Origin of the sequence: Desulfonatronum thiosulfatophilum (assembly GCF_900104215.1) — a bacterium.
Classification (GTDB): Bacteria; Desulfobacterota; Desulfovibrionia; order Desulfovibrionales; family Desulfonatronaceae; genus Desulfonatronum; species Desulfonatronum thiosulfatophilum.
On record NZ_FMXO01000005.1, the window covers coordinates 186,787 to 201,865 of the forward strand.

15 protein-coding genes and 1 rRNA gene are annotated in these 15,079 nt (G+C 58.3%); all 16 read left to right on the forward strand.

The window, feature by feature from the left end:
* Positions 1-4 precede the first annotated feature (4 nt).
* A complete protein-coding gene (locus BLP93_RS05790) occupies positions 5-1,180 on the forward strand; it encodes an LptF/LptG family permease (RefSeq protein WP_092118423.1) in 1,176 nt (391 codons plus the stop codon).
* A gap of 40 nt (positions 1,181-1,220) precedes the next feature.
* A complete protein-coding gene (locus BLP93_RS05795; protein ID WP_161946204.1) occupies positions 1,221-2,171 on the forward strand; it encodes a phosphatase PAP2 family protein in 951 nt (316 codons plus the stop codon).
* 540 nt (positions 2,172-2,711) lie between these two features.
* Positions 2,712-3,092, forward strand: coding sequence for an NADH-quinone oxidoreductase subunit A (locus BLP93_RS05800; protein ID WP_092118429.1), 381 nt, complete (start codon positions 2,712-2,714; stop codon positions 3,090-3,092).
* Entirely contained in the window at positions 3,068-3,625 is a 558-nt protein-coding gene (locus BLP93_RS05805; RefSeq protein ID WP_092118431.1) for an NADH-quinone oxidoreductase subunit B, read from the forward strand. The genes BLP93_RS05800 and BLP93_RS05805 overlap by 25 nt, the downstream gene beginning before the upstream one ends.
* Positions 3,626-4,210: an NADH-quinone oxidoreductase subunit C gene (locus BLP93_RS05810; protein WP_092118434.1), complete on the forward strand. Its 585-nt coding sequence runs from the start codon at positions 3,626-3,628 to the stop codon at positions 4,208-4,210.
* A gap of 90 nt (positions 4,211-4,300) precedes the next feature.
* Complete coding sequence (locus tag BLP93_RS05815) at positions 4,301-5,473, forward strand: NADH-quinone oxidoreductase subunit D (protein WP_092118437.1); 1,173 nt, start codon at positions 4,301-4,303, stop codon at positions 5,471-5,473.
* Entirely contained in the window at positions 5,470-6,459 is a 990-nt protein-coding gene (nuoH, locus tag BLP93_RS05820) for an NADH-quinone oxidoreductase subunit NuoH (protein WP_092118440.1), read from the forward strand. The genes BLP93_RS05815 and nuoH overlap by 4 nt, the downstream gene beginning before the upstream one ends.
* Positions 6,460-6,469: 10 nt before the next feature.
* Complete coding sequence (locus BLP93_RS05825; protein WP_092118443.1) at positions 6,470-7,051, forward strand: 4Fe-4S binding protein; 582 nt, start codon at positions 6,470-6,472, stop codon at positions 7,049-7,051.
* Between the two features lie 4 nt (positions 7,052-7,055).
* Positions 7,056-7,565: an NADH-quinone oxidoreductase subunit J family protein gene (locus BLP93_RS05830; RefSeq protein ID WP_092118446.1), complete on the forward strand. Its 510-nt coding sequence runs from the start codon at positions 7,056-7,058 to the stop codon at positions 7,563-7,565.
* Positions 7,562-7,870, forward strand: coding sequence for an NADH-quinone oxidoreductase subunit NuoK (gene nuoK / locus BLP93_RS05835; protein WP_092118449.1), 309 nt, complete (start codon positions 7,562-7,564; stop codon positions 7,868-7,870). Before BLP93_RS05830 ends, nuoK begins: the two co-directional genes overlap by 4 nt.
* Before the next feature lie 2 nt (positions 7,871-7,872).
* Complete coding sequence (locus BLP93_RS05840) at positions 7,873-9,357, forward strand: monovalent cation/H+ antiporter subunit D family protein (protein ID WP_092118452.1); 1,485 nt, start codon at positions 7,873-7,875, stop codon at positions 9,355-9,357.
* Between the two features lie 9 nt (positions 9,358-9,366).
* Positions 9,367-9,633: a hypothetical protein gene (locus BLP93_RS05845; RefSeq protein ID WP_208596576.1), complete on the forward strand. Its 267-nt coding sequence runs from the start codon at positions 9,367-9,369 to the stop codon at positions 9,631-9,633.
* Entirely contained in the window at positions 9,626-11,410 is a 1,785-nt protein-coding gene (locus BLP93_RS05850) for a Na(+)/H(+) antiporter subunit D (RefSeq protein WP_092118455.1), read from the forward strand. The genes BLP93_RS05845 and BLP93_RS05850 overlap by 8 nt, the downstream gene beginning before the upstream one ends.
* A 104-nt stretch (positions 11,411-11,514) precedes the next feature.
* Positions 11,515-13,077, forward strand: coding sequence for a complex I subunit 4 family protein (locus tag BLP93_RS05855; protein WP_092118458.1), 1,563 nt, complete (start codon positions 11,515-11,517; stop codon positions 13,075-13,077).
* The gene (locus BLP93_RS05860) at positions 13,074-14,489 is read left to right on the forward strand and encodes an NADH-quinone oxidoreductase subunit N (protein WP_092118461.1); all 1,416 of its coding nucleotides are present in this window, start codon (positions 13,074-13,076) and stop codon (positions 14,487-14,489) included. The genes BLP93_RS05855 and BLP93_RS05860 overlap by 4 nt, the downstream gene beginning before the upstream one ends.
* Before the next feature lie 311 nt (positions 14,490-14,800).
* Positions 14,801-15,079 (forward strand): 16S ribosomal RNA (locus BLP93_RS05865); the annotation flags it as partial.

Here is a 15,079-nt window from a genome sequence, read left to right on the forward strand (position 1 = left end):
TGAGATGTCAATTAATTCCATCAAGCTTTCAATGCCCGTGACGCCGTCCCTGGCCGAATATCTGCGTCGACCGTTGCAGTACCGTTTCAACACGCTGCAGCGATATCTGCTGGTGCAGAACCTTTTTTTATCAGGGCTGTGCCTGGGCGTCGGCGCCTGCATCTACCTTCTGCAGGATCTCGTGGACAACCTGGATGTATTTGTCCAGGCCGGAGTCGGGGTGGGCGTTATGGCGACCTTCTTTCTGGCCAAACTGCCGTTGATCCTGTCCCAGATTCTGCCGGCGGCCTATCTTGTTTCGCTCATCGTCCAGATCGGCCTTCTGGTGCGTCACAGGGAACTGTTGGCCCTCCAATCTGGTGGGGTTTCCTATGCCGCCTTGGTCCGATTTTATGCCGTATACGGCCTGGTTTGGTGTGTCTTGCAGTTGTTTCTGTCCCAGGGGCTGGGAGTGGCCGGCCAACGCACCATGGACCGGATCTGGCAGGAGCAGGTTCAGAAGCAGGCTGTCGGCGTGGTGGAATTGCGAAACATCTGGTTTTTGAACGGTCCCTATGTGGTCAATGTGGAAAGCGCATATCCGGATCAGGGGCAGGGGAAGGATGTTACGGTCTATGTTTACGGCGAGGGAAACACGCTGAAGCGCATTATCTCCGCTGAAACGTTTCAGGTCCAGGGCCGGCAGTGGGAACTGCAGTCCGTACGGGTCTATGAAACCATAACCTTTGATGTATACCAGGAGACGTCGCTTTATCTGGACATCAGTCAGGATCTGGACGCATTCAGTATCCTGCAGACCCGTTTTGAAGCCTCGGCGCTCTCCCTTTTCGAACTCGGCAGGATCATCTCGTACCTGGAAGGAACCGGCTCAAATGTTGAGCGGTTGCGAACGGTATGGCACATGAAGTGGGCCTATGCCTTTTCCCTGCTGGTCATGACCTTTATCGCCCTGGCTTTGTACACCTTGTTCGACAGCGTATACCTGAACATCGCGCTGGGGCTGTCCATTGTTTTCTTGTACTACGTGCTTTTCGTTCTTGGCGTTTCGTTGGGGGAGCGAGGTTTCATGTCTCCTTTTTTCGGCGCCTGGCTGGGGAACTTCTTCTTTGGTCTTTCAGCCGGCGCGCTGCTGGTCTGGCACTTTATGCCCGATGAACTTTCGGCCTTCCGCAAGCAATAACGCCGCTCTTTCGGACGCGGCTTCCTGAAAGGTTATGAAAATGCCGTCCGAGACGACTTCCTCCTCCCAAAACTTCTGGATATGGATCGACCGGGCACGGATGTTTCCGTGGTTTGTCGGCAGCCTGCTGGCAGGCATCCTCTTGAGTTTTCCGCTGTATCATGGGGATTTGGCCGCGGTGGGCTGGGCCGTGGAAGTTGCTCGGGATTCCCCCTGGATAACCTGGTGGACGGATGTATCCGATCGCTCCCTGTTTCAGGGTGAACCGCCGGGCGCTCAGGATGTGACGTATGTGGCCGTTATTGCTGTTTTGGTGATCTACATCGTTTCTCTCGCACCTCGATTGACTCAGGGGTGGGCGGAGATCAGACTCTGGGCCGGCTATTATTTATGCTGCATGCTCTGTTTCTTGGTTGTTAATCGGGGGTTGAAGGCCTTTTTCGCGCGCGTTCGCCCCGGTGACGTGCTGCGTGGCGACCACATCTTTTCGCCCATGTGGCTGCTTGGTCACTATGATTTGCCGGAGGCGCTGAGCAAAGGCAGCTTCACCTCCGGCCACACCACCACGGCGATGTTCCTGCTGCCCGTTTTTTTCATATTTCTTCATTCCGCGTATCGTTCCTTCGCAGGGCCTGTCTTCGTGCTGGCTGTCGCGTGGGGCGCGAGCCTCGGAGCAGGCAGGGTTTTCAGCGGTTCCCACTATCCGGGGGACGTGCTCTGGGCCATGATCGTCTGCCTGTGGATCTGCGCATTTACCTCCACCCATCTCTTCTCACTCCACCGGCGCCATGGATCACCCGCCTCACCTTGGTTATGGGAGTTGCGGATAACGATTTTCGCCGCCTTCGCCCTGCTTGGATTGTTCCTTGTCCTGATCGGCATGAAGGAAATGATCTTTTACGGGGCATGGTACTGGGTTGCGGCGACCGCGCTCGCGGCGTACTTCGCCTGGACATGTTTTGAAAAAGCAGCCTTCTTGGCGAGACGCTGAATCATTTTCCTCGTTCCCCATAATCACACGATTCCTCCTCAGTAAACGTACAGTCAGGTGGAGCTGGTCCGACTTGTCTTATTGGGACACCGCTTGTCAGACTGAGTCGGGATCTTTCATCGACGATTGTCAGCTTATGCTTGCAGGCCAATCGCGCTCCATTTTGCAAAGTTACGCCTCCGGAAAGCGAGTTCACGCGGCAGCAGCATCCGAATCCCGGACTAGTGGCTAGGCTTTCCAACATGAACCATATTCCCATCAAATCCTGGCCAGAACGACTTTACGACAGGCAGCATGTTTAATATTGTGTCAAATAACGCGTAATAGTTGATGAAAAAATCAATAGTCTCTTGACACACTATCCGGCAGCGGATAAGTTTCTGTAAAAAATATATATAATTATTTATTTTTTAACGGTATTTTTTGGTTGGTCAACTTTTCTCTCTCCACTGTCCGGCCAAGGATTGTTGCTCCTTCGACATTTTTCAGCCTAGCGACGACAATGCAATCAATGGCCAGAATGCAAAAGGTGGTAACGTTATGGTGTTCAGCTGGTTTCACTTGGCCTTGATCATTTTCCTGCTGGCCGGCGTTCTGTTTGCCTCTGTGCCGTTGCTGGCCTCCCGTTTGATTGCTCCCCGTTTCAAGGGCGGCGACATCGACATGCCGTATGAATGCGGCATCCCTCCCCAGGGAACCGCATGGACCCGGTTCGGCATCAACTACTACTTTTACGCCTTGATTTTTTTGGCCTTTGAAGTCGACATCCTCTACCTTTTTCCGGTGGCAATATACTATCCGCATAGCGAAGGCTTTTTGCCGCTGATCAAGCTCTTGATATTCCTCTTCATTCTTGGGATTTCCGTCATCTATTTTTGGCGCAAAGGAGTGTTCTCATGGCCGAGACGGATTTCGGTGTAAAATATGCTGACTTGGCTGAAGATCAGCCGCCGATCCATTTTGCTCCGGTAGAAAAGATCGTCGACCTGTGCAGGTCCATGTCCTTGTGGCCCATGACTTTCGGTTTGGCTTGTTGCGCCATAGAAATGATGGCCGTGGGGATGGCGCGTTTTGATATTGCCCGCTACGGTGCGGAAGTATTCCGGCCTTCTCCCAGGCAGTCGGACTTGATGATCGTCGCCGGCACGGTGACGAAAAAAATGGCTCCCGCCGTCGTGCGGCTGTATGAACAGATGCCGAGTCCAAAATGGGTCATGGCTCTCGGCAACTGTTCCATTTCCGGTGGACCGTTCAATTTCAAAGGGCAGTACAACGTTGTCCAGGGCGTGGACCGGATCATTCCCGTGGATATCTATGTTCCCGGATGTCCGCCTCGACCCGAGGCGTTGCTGGAGGGACTTTTCAAGATTCAGGAGAAAATCACCGGAAAACGCTGGTGGCCGGAAGCCATGCCCGTGGGCAAGGCGATGGAAAGCACATCGGGGAGGGAGTAAATGGACACCGAATTGTTGCGTGACATTCCCGTGCTCCGTCTGGAACGATGTTCCCCTGAAAAATCCGGGTTAGTGCTTGCGGCATACTTGGCGCAGGAAGATTTACAAAAGGCAGCGGCCAGACTCCTTGAGCGGGATTATTTTCTGGAAGACATTTCCATGGTGGAGGTTTCCGAAGGATTTCTCGGCGTCTATCATTTTGATCATTTTGAAATGCCGGGCCGGATAGCTCTGCGCGTCCTTGTTGAAAAGGAAGCGGCGGTGCTTCCTTCAATTTCCAAAATTTACGACGGAGCTGCATGGCACGAGCGAGAATGCCGGGATTTTTACGGCGTGACGTTTCCAGGCCATGACAACCTGACTCCCTTGCTGCTGTCGGCGGAAGACGAAGCATTGCACCCGCTGCGCAAGGAAACAAAATCCCTGAAAAAAATCATGGATTTGATCGAACCCGGAGACGTCCTGAAGGAATCTCCGGGTTTTTCTTTGTTCGCCGTTGCTTCTGAGCCGGACGCCGATGCGCCGCCTGAGGCACAAAAAAAGGCAACAACGAAACAATCAACAGGGCAGGAGCAACAGAAATAATCAAGCCTGCGGAGAAATGTCCCTGGTTTGCAATGAGTTCGTCCCTTTCACGCGTGACTTTTTTCAACACACAGCAACAGAAGGCACGTCATGACCAGTTCCACCGCCACGGACCGGTACCATCTTCGAGGAGACTTTTATACGAACCACTTCGAAAAAGGTGGTTCAAAAGACTCCATGATCCTGAACATGGGTCCGCAGCACCCTGCCACGCACGGCGTCCTGCGCGTCATTTTCGAGCTTGACGGCGAATACATTCTTCGCACGGAACCGGTCCTGGGTTATCTGCACAGAATGCATGAAAAAATGGGTGAGGAACATACCTACTATCAGTACATGCCCAACATGGGGCGCGTGGATTATCTACATGCCTTGGCCTGGAACTGGGCCTGGGCCGGAGCGGTCGAGAAACTGGGCAATATCGAGGTTCCCAGACGGGCCGAATTCATCCGGGTGATCACCTGCGAACTGAACCGGATCAGTTCGCATCTCCTGTGGTGGGGCGCTTTTCTGCTGGACCTGGGGGCGTTTACGCCCATCATGTACGGCTTCGACGACCGGGAACGAATTCTGGACATCCTGCAGCGCCCGACGGGTTCGCGCCTGACCTACAGCTATTATCGCCTGGGCGGCGTTGCCGCGGACCTGGATGAAACCACCCTGCGGATGATCCGGGACTTTGTTCCGCATCTGCGCTCCCGCCTACCCATGTATCAGGGGCTGGTCACGGGAAACATGATCCTGAGGCACCGGCTGGAGGATGTTGGACACATTCCTGTGGAGATGTGCCGGCGTTACGGGGCCACGGGGCCCACATTGAGGGGTGCCGGCATGGCCTATGATGTCCGCAGGGCCGAACCATACTCCGTCTATCCCGAGCTGGCTTTCGACATTCCCACGGACGACAAGTGCGACGGCATGGCCCGGTACAATGTGCGCATGGCCGAAATCGAGCAGAGTCTCAACATCATTGAGCAGGCCCTGGACAAGCTTCCGGATGGTGATTTCTGGGCCAAGGATGCCCCCAAGCCGAAATGGAAGGCGCCCAAAGGGGAAGCATATTTTGCGGTTGAGGGCGCTCGCGGCAAAATCGGCGTGCATGTGATCAGCGACGGCAGCGCCAAACCGTACCGGGTCAAACTGCGTGCGCCGGGATTTTCCAACCTGAGTTTGTTCGCCGAAGTGACCAAAGGCACGTTGCTGGCGGACGCCGTGGCCATCCTGGGCAGCCTTGACCTGGTCATTCCGGAGATCGACAGATGAATATCGAGACGAGCATCCCCTTCGGCATACCGGTTGAACTCATCTCCATTCTCGTGGCTCTGGGCCTGCTGGCCGGATTCGTGGGCTTGAACGGTCTGGTGCTGGTCTACCTGGAACGCAAGGTGGCCGGCCACATCCAGCGTCGGCCCGGTCCTTTCGAAGTCGGCCCTCACGGCCTGCTGCAGCCGTTGGCCGACGCCCTGAAGCTGGTGGGCAAGCAGCTGATCACTCCCAGGGGTGCTGACAAATGGCTGTTCTGGACTGCGCCGATCATTTCCTTCGCGCCGGTCTTCGTCCTCTTTCTGCCCATTCCCTTCAGTCCGTTCCTGACGGCCATGGAATTGGACCTGGGTCTGCTTCTGATCCTGGCCTTTGCCGGATTGAACGTCCTGGCCCTGTGCATGGCCGGCTGGAGTTCGGAGAACAAATGGTCCCTGCTGGGCGCGGCCAGGGCCGTATCCCAGGCCGTGGCCTACGAGATTCCCCTGTTGCTGACCGTCCTGGCCATTGCCTTCATGTACGGCTCCCTGAATCTGTCCACCATTGTTTCCGGGCAGGGCGCTTGGCCCTGGCAGTGGAATATCGTGGTCCAGCCCGTGGCCTTTTTCATCTACTTTGTCTGCGCCCTGGCCGAGACCAACCGGGCGCCCTTTGACCTGCCCGAGGCGGAAAGCGAGCTGACCGCCGGCTTCCACACAGAATATTCGGGCATGGGATTCGGCATCTTCTTCCTGGCCGAATATGCGAACATGATCGTGGTCTGCAGCGTGGCCACCGTCCTGTTCCTGGGCGGATGGAACGGCCCGGTGGCTCCCGGAGTGTGGTGGTTTCTGGCCAAGGTCTACCTGCTGCTCCTGGTGATGATGTGGTTCCGCTGGACCTATCCGCGGGTGCGCTTCGACCAGCTGCTGAACCTGAGCTGGAAGTGGCTCCTGCCCCTGGCTTTGATCAACCTGATCGTGACCCTTGTCGTGATCAAATTGTAGTGGTGAAGCTATGATCATGTTTCGCGAATTCGGCAAGGCCGCACAAGGCCTGTGGAGTCTGGTAATCGGCTTGGGAATCACCTTTCGAGCCTTTGTGCGGCCACAGGTGACCGTCCACTATCCCCGGGCCACCGTTGACGACGCCAATCTGCAAACCTTTCACGGTCATGTGGAACTGGTGGGCAAGGATGATGAACCTCTGGTGCCCAGATGCATTTCCTGCGGCATGTGCGCCATGAATTGCCCCAGCGCCTGCCTGACCGTGGTCAAGCAGAAAGCTCCGAAGCCGACGCCTGAGGAAAAGAAAGCCATGGAAGAGGCCGAAGCCCGGGGTGAAAAGGTCAAGAAGCCCGCCGCACCCAAGGACCCGGCCACGTTTATGTATGATTTTTCCCTCTGCAGTCTTTGCGGTACATGCGTGGAAATCTGTCCCGTGGATTCATTGCGGTTTTCCAGCAATATCTACCAAGCTGGATTCGGTCGCCACGATTTTAACCTGGACCTGCTCACCAGACTGCGGGAGCAGGGCGGGGAGCCGCGCGGAGCCGCCGTCAGCACACCGATTTCAACATCTGATCCGGATCAAGGATAGTTACATGCAATCATTGGCCATTATCGCCTTTGGCGTCTATGTGATGATCATTCTGCTTGGAGGATTGATGGCGGTATTCAGCCGCAACATGGTCCGGGCCCTGGTGGGGCTGATTCTGACCCTGTTCGGAGTGGCGGGCTGTTATCTGCTCATGGCCGCGCCCTTCATGGCCCTGATGCAGATTCTGATCTACGTCGCCGCGGTGAGCATCATGATCTTTTTCGCGATCATGCTGACCAAGCCGCCGGTGGGCGCGGAGGAACACGCGGGGCGGCCCTGGTGGGTGATTGCCGGTTCGGTGGTCGCGGCCCTGGCCCCGGTGATGCTCATCGGACGCGTGCTGCGCTGGCAACCTCTGGCCTCGTATGAGCACCCCCAGGAAATCGTCCTAATGGACCTTGGGCAGACCTTCATCGAACCCTATTTCCTGGCCTTTGAACTGATTTCCGTGATCCTGACCGTAGCCATGGCCGGAGCGGTGCTGCTGGCCTTTGAAAGGAGACAAGGCAGATGACGGCGCTTTCCATGTTTCAATTTGTCAGCCTGCTTTTGCTGGCGCTGGGCCTGTTCGGGGTGATCTGGCGGCGGACCCTGGTGGGCATGCTCATCAGCGCGGAACTGATGCTCAACGGCGCGGGGCTGAGCATCGTGGCCTCGGGCCAGCTGACCGACGCTTCCGGAACCGTGGGCCATGCCGCGGCCCTGTTCGTGATGGGATTGGCCGCGGCCGAGGCGGCCCTGGTTCTGGCGATCATCATCGTCGTGGCCAAGCGCTGCGGTCACATTGAAAGCGCGCGGCTGCGCACCCTGCGAGGCTAGCCATGCCGGAGATTCTGGTCAGCTCCAAGATCCTGCTTCCCCTGCTTATCACCCTGATCGCGCCTTTTGGCATCGCCCTGGCCCGGCACAACCCGAACAACCGGGAAGCCGTCTCCTTTGCCGCGGGCATCCTGACGTTTCTCACGGTTCTCTCCTTCGTTCCCGACGTCCTGGACGGCAAGATCCAGACCTTCACCCTGTTCACCCTGATTCCCGGGGTCACGGTCAAGTTCGGCGTGGACGGCCTGTCCCTGATCTTTGCATTGGTGGCCTCCTTTCTCTGGATTCTGGCCACCAGCTACAACATCGGCTACATGCGCTCATTGGATGAGCACGCCCAGTCCCGCTACTACTTTTGCTTCGCCGTGGCCATCTTCGGCGCTCTGGGCGTGGCCTTCAGCGCGAACATCTTCACGTTGTACCTGTTCTACGAAGTCATCACCCTGTTCACCTATCCCCTGGTGGCCCACCACCAGGACGACACGTCCTTTGCCGGAGCCCGCAAGTATCTGGTCTACCTGATGGGCACGTCCAAGCTGTTCCTGCTCCCGGCCATGATCATGACCTACGTGCTCGCGGGCAGCCTGGACTTCAACATGACCGACGTCATGGGCGGCATCTTTCCCGCGGATGCCAATCCCACCGCCGTGACCGTCACCTATGTGTTGTTCATCGCCGGTCTGGCCAAGGCCGCGATCATGCCCCTGCACAACTGGCTGCCCTCGGCCATGGTCGCGCCCACCCCGGTCTCGGCCCTGCTGCACGCCGTGGCCGTGGTCAAGGCGGGGGTGTTCTGCGTCTGCCGGATCATCCTCTCCGCCTTCGGCCTGGAAACCATGGACCTGCTCTACCTGGGCATCCCCACGGCATATCTGGCCGCGTTCACCATTGTCGCGGCCTCGTGCATCGCCCTGACCAAGGACGACCTGAAGGCCCGGTTGGCCTATTCCACAGTGAGTCAGCTGTCCTACGTCATCCTCGGCGTGGCCCTGCTCACGCCCATGGCCGTGCTGGGCGGCACCACCCACATCGCCCACCACGCCTTTGCGAAGATCACTCTCTTTTTCGGTGCCGGCGCAATATACGTGGCCACGCACCTCAAGAAGATCAGCCAACTCTCCGGCGTAGGTCGGCGCATGCCCTGGACCTTCGGCGCCTTTTCCCTGGCCGCCCTGAGCATGATCGGCGCACCGCCGGTCTGCGGTTTCGTGACCAAATGGTACCTGGCCAACGGCGCCCTGCAGGCCGAACAAATCCCGATCCTGATAGCCCTGATGGCCAGCACCGTGCTCAATGCCAGCTATTTCGGTCCGATCATCTACAAGGCCTTCTTCGAATCGCCCGCTCCGGGCATCCGTCTGGACGACTGCAAGGAGGCCCCGCTGACCATGGTCGTGCCCCTGTTCATCACCGCCCTGATCTCCATCTTTCTGGGGCTCTTTCCGGATACATTCATGGGGTTCATCAAAGTGATGACCCGGTTCTAGGAGTCGGACATGCAGAATCAGACGGACATCCCCGAAAACGCCCTGATAAAGAAGATGCGCGACCACGCCGGCCTGTTCAAGCTGCTTTTTTTCATCATCCTCGCCATTCTGGTCGGCCTGAACTTCTTCATCAGGCCCTATGAACTCCATGTGGCCTGGGAAGCCTATCCCGGCTTTTGGGCCGGCTTCGGTTTTGTCATCGCCGTGGTCCTGGCCTTTGTGATGAAACGCATCGTCGCTCCGCTGATCGGAGCCCCCGAGGACATCCATGACTAGCTTTATTCATCCGGCGCTCGCCTTCTTCGGTCTGGCTCTGCTGCTCCTGTTTCTGGCCCCCAAGGTCACCTGGTGGCGCTGGCTGCTGCCCGTTGCGCCCGTGCTGGCCATTATCAGCGTTTTTGCCGCCGGCACCGGCGACCATCTGCACGTCGCCTATCTCGGGCTGAACCTGAGCCTGGGCCGGGTGGACAGTCTGTCCCTGATCTTTGCCAACATCTTCGCCATCCAGGCCCTAATCGGCTTCATCTATGCCTTCCATCTCCAGGAGATCCGTCACCATGTGGCCGCGGCCACCTATGTGGGCGGGGCTTTCGGCTGCCTTTTCGCCGGCGACTACCTGACCCTGTTCATTTTCTGGGAAGTGATGAGCGTGGCCTCGACCCTGCTGATCTGGTTCAACACCAAGGACAACCCCAGGGCCGTGGGCGCGGGCATCCGCTACTTCCTGATCCACACCATCGGCGGCCTGCTGATGCTGGCCGGAATCCTGCTGCGCTATCAGGTCACGGGCGACTTCGTCTTCACGGCCGTTGATCCGGCCAATGCCGCCTACTACGACTGGCTGATCATGCTCGGCTTCGGCGTGAACGCGGCCTTTGTCATCGTCCATGCCTGGCTTCCCGACGCCTATCCGGAAGCGACCATCCCCGGCGCGGTCTTCATGAGCGCCTTCACCACGAAAACCGCGGTCTACGTCCTGGCCCGGGGCTATCCCGGCTGGGAATTCCTGGCCTGGATGGGCATCGTCATGTCCCTGTACGGCGTTTTCTACGCGACCATGGAGAACAACGCCCGGCGCATCCTGTCCTATCACATCATGTCCCAGGTCGGGTACATGATCACGGGCATCGGCATCGGTACGGCCCTGGCCCTCAACGGGACCTCGGCCCATGCCTACGCGCACATTCTGTACAAGGGACTCTTGTTCATGAGCGTGGGCGCGGTGCTCTATGCCGCCGGCACCGCGAAGCTCAACGAGCTGGGCGGGCTGGCTGGTCGCCTGCCTCTGGTCATGCTGGCCTACGTTGTAGCCGGTCTTTCCATCTCCGGAATGCCCGTGTTCAACGGCTTTGTCTCCAAAACCATGACCATTGCCGCAGCCTTCGACGACCACCGGGTCCTGCTGGGCATGCTCATGGAAGTGGCCGCGGTGGGCACCTTCCTCTCCGTGGGTCTGAAATTGCCCTACTTCGCCTTCTGGGGGGGCAAGCCCACCTATGCCAAACCCCTCAGGCCCATCCCGGTGAACATGTACATCGCCATGGCCGCCGCGGCCTTCCTGTGCACGGCCCAGGGCCTGTTTCCGGACCTTTTGTACCGATTCCTGCCCTATCCGGGCTCGGAAGCCTTCCAGCCCTGGTCGGCCTGGAAAGTCCTTCTGACCCTGCTCCTGCTGGGCTTCACCGGCCTGGGCTTCATGGTCATGCGCAAGGTGCTCACCCCTCATGCCCAGCGCAATCTGGACTTCGAGGCCCTATACATCTACCTCGGCCGAATTTTCCTGGCCCTGGTCAGCCGCCCCTTGGCCTGGCTGGATTCCATCTGGAGCGAAGTCTACAACCGCATCGGACTGGTGGGGCTGCTCCTGCTGGGCAAGGCCACCTCCTGGTTCGACCGGATGGGCATCGACTTCATCATCGACAACTCCGCCGTGGGCGCCCGGGACACCGGCGGGCTTATGACCACCGCCCAGACCGGCCGCCTCCAGGACTACCTGGCCCTGGCCATCGCCCTGGCCTCCGGCCTGGCGCTGCTGGTCTGGTATCTGGCCTAGCAAAGGCTTCCACCACGGATGTCGGGATGACTCGCATGAACAATCGCGATCCTCAAGGCTGCCATGTTCCCTACTCCCAACCGTTTCCATAAAGGTGCCGCGTCATGATTGAAACCGGGTTTCCCGTACTCAGCGCCCTGATCTTTTTTCCCTTGCTGGCCGCGGTGGGGCTGTTCTTCCTGCGCGACGAACGGACCATCCGCCTGTACACCCTGGTGGTCGGACTGATCGAAATGGGTTTGGCTCTGCCGCTTTTGGGCTTTGACCTGCACACCGCGGCCTTCCAGTTCGTGGAGATCGTGCCCTGGGTTCCGGCCTGGAACATGCATTACCATGTGGGCGTGGACGGGATCAGTCTGCTCATGGTGTTGCTGACCGTGCTCCTGCTGCCGCTGTGCGTGCTGTGCTCCTGGACCTACATTGGCAAGCGGGTCAAGGAATTCCATTTCTGCCTGCTGCTGATGATCGGCGCCTGCGTGGGCATCTTCACGGCCCTGGACTTCGTTTTGTTCTACATCTTCTGGGAAGCCATGCTCATTCCCATGTTCCTGCTCATCGCGGTCTGGGGCGGGCCCAACCGGCGCTACGCCTCCCTGAAGTTCTTCATCTACACCCTGGCCGGCAGCACGCTCTTCCTGGCAGCCATTGTGGCGTTTTTCGTTCAGACCGGCACCTTCTCCATTCCGGAACTGATGAACCACGAATACCCCTTCAATTTTCAATTCTGGACCTTTCTGGCCATGGCCCTGGCATTCGCCATCAAGGTGCCCATGTTCCCGTTTCACACCTGGCTACCGGCTGCCCACGTGGAAGCGCCCACGGCCGGCTCCGTGCTCCTGGCCTCCATCCTGCTGAAAATGGGCACCTACGGATTCCTGCGCTTCTGCCTGCCCCTGACCCCGGCGGCCAGTGAATACTTCGCTCCGCTGATGATCACCATTTCCATCATCTCCATCCTCTACGGCGGCGCCATCGCCCTGGGCCAGCGGGACATGAAGAAGCTGATCGCGTATTCCTCCGTGGCTCACATGGGCTTCGTGACCCTGGGCATCTTCGTCTTCACCATGCGCGGGGTCGAAGGCGCGATCATGCAGATGATCAACCACGGCGTGACCACCGGCGCGCTGTTCATGCTCGTCGGCGCCATCTACGAACGCAGCCACAGCCGTGAAATCGCGGACAACATGGGCCTGGGCAAGTACCTGCCGGCCTACATGTTCTTCTTCGGCCTGTTTGCCATAGCCTCCTTCGGCTTCCCCGGAACCAACGGCTTCGTCTCCGAGGCCCTGGTGCTCATCGGGGTCTTCGAGGCCAGCTACCTCCTGGGTGCGCTGACCATTCCCGGGGTGATGCTGGCCGCGGCCTACATGCTCCGGCTGGGACTGAAACTGGCCTGGGGGCAGCCGTCCCAGGCGCAAAAATGGCATGACCTGAACATGCGGGAATGGGTCTACCTGGCGCCCCTGGCCGTCCTGGTTCTCTACCTGGGACTGATGCCCGGCCTAGCCCTGCGGACTATCAATCCTTCCGTGGTTCATTTGCTGGGCCAGTATGAAAGCCGCAAGACCATGCACCTGGAAACCTCCCTGAAGTCGCAGCCTCCCGTACTGGCAACCGGCCAATCCCTTTCTATCGAGTCTCCTTTAACGCGAGGTGACGACCAGTGATCTTTCAAGTCGAACTGTTCATTCCGGAACTGTATCTGCTGGCCCTGGTCGGCGCGCTCTTCGTCCTGACCGTGGGCCCCGCATCCTGGCAACGTCTCTTGCGCTATCTGCCCCTGGCCGCGGGAATCGGCATTGGCGTGGCCGCGGTTTCCCTGCAAAAATCCGGGTTGATGCTCTATGGAGCCTACCAGGTGGACGCCTTGTCCCAGTTTTTCAAGATGGCCATCTTTCTGGGCCTGGCCGTCACCTGCCTGAACGCCATGAGCCAGCCCACCTTGTCCGACGAAAAGCGCCCGGACTACTTCCTGTTCCTGGCCCTGAGCGCCCTAGGCCTGATGCTGCTCTCCAGCGCCGTGGAACTGGTGACCATATTCCTGGCCCTGGAGTTGGCCTCCTACAGCATCTACGCCTTGATTCCCCTGCGGGCCAGGGAGCCCGCGGCAGCCGAGGCCGGGATCAAGTACATCCTCTTCGGCGCGGTGGTTACGGCCCTGGCCATGTATGGCCTGTCCTACATCCTGGGCGTGCACCATACGACCTACCTTTCCGAATTGGCGACCAAAACCTGGTCCTGGTCCGAATCCCCGGCCGCCTTGATCGGCATCGCCCTGTTCATGGGCGCGCTGTTCTACAAGCTGGCCCTGTTTCCTCTGCACTTCTGGTGCCCGGACGTCTACGAGGGCGCATCCAACGAGACCGCGGCCTTCGTGGCCACCCTGCCCAAGCTGGGCGCGGTGGTCGTTCTGGTGCGCATGGCCACGCTACTGGATCCAAGTATGGAAGTGACCATGCTCCTGGCAGTACTGGCCGCCCTGTCCATGACCTTCGGCAACCTGTCCGCCCTGGTCCAGACGGATCTCAAGCGTCTTCTGGGCTACTCGTCGGTATCCCATGCCGGGTACGTGATGCTGGGCATCGTGGCCGGCACGTCCGCGGGCCTGGCCGCCGCCGCCTTCTACGCCGTGGTCTATCTTTTGATGAACCTGGCCTGCTTCTGGGTGATCTGCCGGGTTTCCACGGACGGGCGCAATCTAAAGCTGGACGACTTGAACGGCCTCTACCAGCGCTCTCCCGGCCTAGCCCTGATTCTGGCCGTCTCGGCCTTTGCCCTGGTCGGCCTGCCGCCCACGGCCGGCTTCATGGGCAAGCTCTTCCTGCTCAATTCGGCCTGGCTGGAAGGCTACCACTGGCTGGTGATCATCGCGGTCCTCAATTCCGCCATTGCCATCTACTATTATCTGAATCTGGTCCGCCATGCCTACACCCGGGAAGCCGAAGTCACGGCCCCGGCCTTGACCAGCCCCGGTCTGCTTTGGGGCGGACTTCTCGCCGCTGCGGTGCTCTGGCTGGGCATGGTCCCGGGAACCGTCTTCTCCCTGGCTCAGGCTGCCGGAGCAATGGTAATGCCGTAGTATGTTCCGCGGATAGTGAATGCCTTTTTTACGAAGCCTCTTTCAGGTTGTTTTTGAAAGAGGCTTTTGATCGTTTTGAGTGGATATGCAATATATAGGAATAATAGCTAAAAAAATATTTTTTAAATTTATGAAAATTATTTGTTGACAGTTGAGGGGAGTTTCTTTAGATACTGTTCTTTCGCGGCGAGCACTTCCGGTCGGTTTTGCGGACGGGAATTCAAGGCGCGAAAATGAGTTCTTTGACAATGGAATAGCGAGGGGGAGAGAAAGAACATGGTTTTAAAGCCATGCTTCATTTTGAGTATTTTTAAGTGGAGAGTTTGATCCTGGCTCAGAATGAACGCTGGCGGCGTGCCTAACACATGCAAGTCGAGCGAGAAAGGGGGCTTCGGTCCCTGAGTAGAGCGGCGCACGGGTGAGTAACGCGTGGATAATCTACCCATGGATTCGGGATAACAGTGGGAAACCGCTGCTAATACCGGATAAGCTTACGCATTTTGGAGATGTGTGAGAAAAGGCGGCCTCTGTTTCAAGCTGCCGTCAATGGATGAGTCCGCGTCCCATTAGCTTGTTGGTGGGGTAAAGGC

Coding starts and splice junctions, on each gene's coding strand:
- BLP93_RS05795 (WP_161946204.1), top strand. CDS start 1,221: ATGCCGTCCGAGACGACTTCCTCCTCCCAAAACTTCTGGATATGGATC.
- BLP93_RS05810 (WP_092118434.1), top strand. CDS start 3,626: ATGGACACCGAATTGTTGCGTGACATTCCCGTGCTCCGTCTGGAACGA.
- BLP93_RS05805 (WP_092118431.1), top strand. CDS start 3,068: ATGGCCGAGACGGATTTCGGTGTAAAATATGCTGACTTGGCTGAAGAT.
- BLP93_RS05830 (WP_092118446.1), top strand. CDS start 7,056: ATGCAATCATTGGCCATTATCGCCTTTGGCGTCTATGTGATGATCATT.
- BLP93_RS05825 (WP_092118443.1), top strand. CDS start 6,470: ATGATCATGTTTCGCGAATTCGGCAAGGCCGCACAAGGCCTGTGGAGT.
- BLP93_RS05845 (WP_208596576.1), top strand. CDS start 9,367: ATGCAGAATCAGACGGACATCCCCGAAAACGCCCTGATAAAGAAGATG.
- BLP93_RS05790 (WP_092118423.1), top strand. CDS start 5: ATGTCAATTAATTCCATCAAGCTTTCAATGCCCGTGACGCCGTCCCTG.
- nuoK (WP_092118449.1), top strand. CDS start 7,562: ATGACGGCGCTTTCCATGTTTCAATTTGTCAGCCTGCTTTTGCTGGCG.
- BLP93_RS05800 (WP_092118429.1), top strand. CDS start 2,712: ATGGTGTTCAGCTGGTTTCACTTGGCCTTGATCATTTTCCTGCTGGCC.
- BLP93_RS05840 (WP_092118452.1), top strand. CDS start 7,873: ATGCCGGAGATTCTGGTCAGCTCCAAGATCCTGCTTCCCCTGCTTATC.
- BLP93_RS05815 (WP_092118437.1), top strand. CDS start 4,301: ATGACCAGTTCCACCGCCACGGACCGGTACCATCTTCGAGGAGACTTT.
- BLP93_RS05850 (WP_092118455.1), top strand. CDS start 9,626: ATGACTAGCTTTATTCATCCGGCGCTCGCCTTCTTCGGTCTGGCTCTG.
- nuoH (WP_092118440.1), top strand. CDS start 5,470: ATGAATATCGAGACGAGCATCCCCTTCGGCATACCGGTTGAACTCATC.
- BLP93_RS05855 (WP_092118458.1), top strand. CDS start 11,515: ATGATTGAAACCGGGTTTCCCGTACTCAGCGCCCTGATCTTTTTTCCC.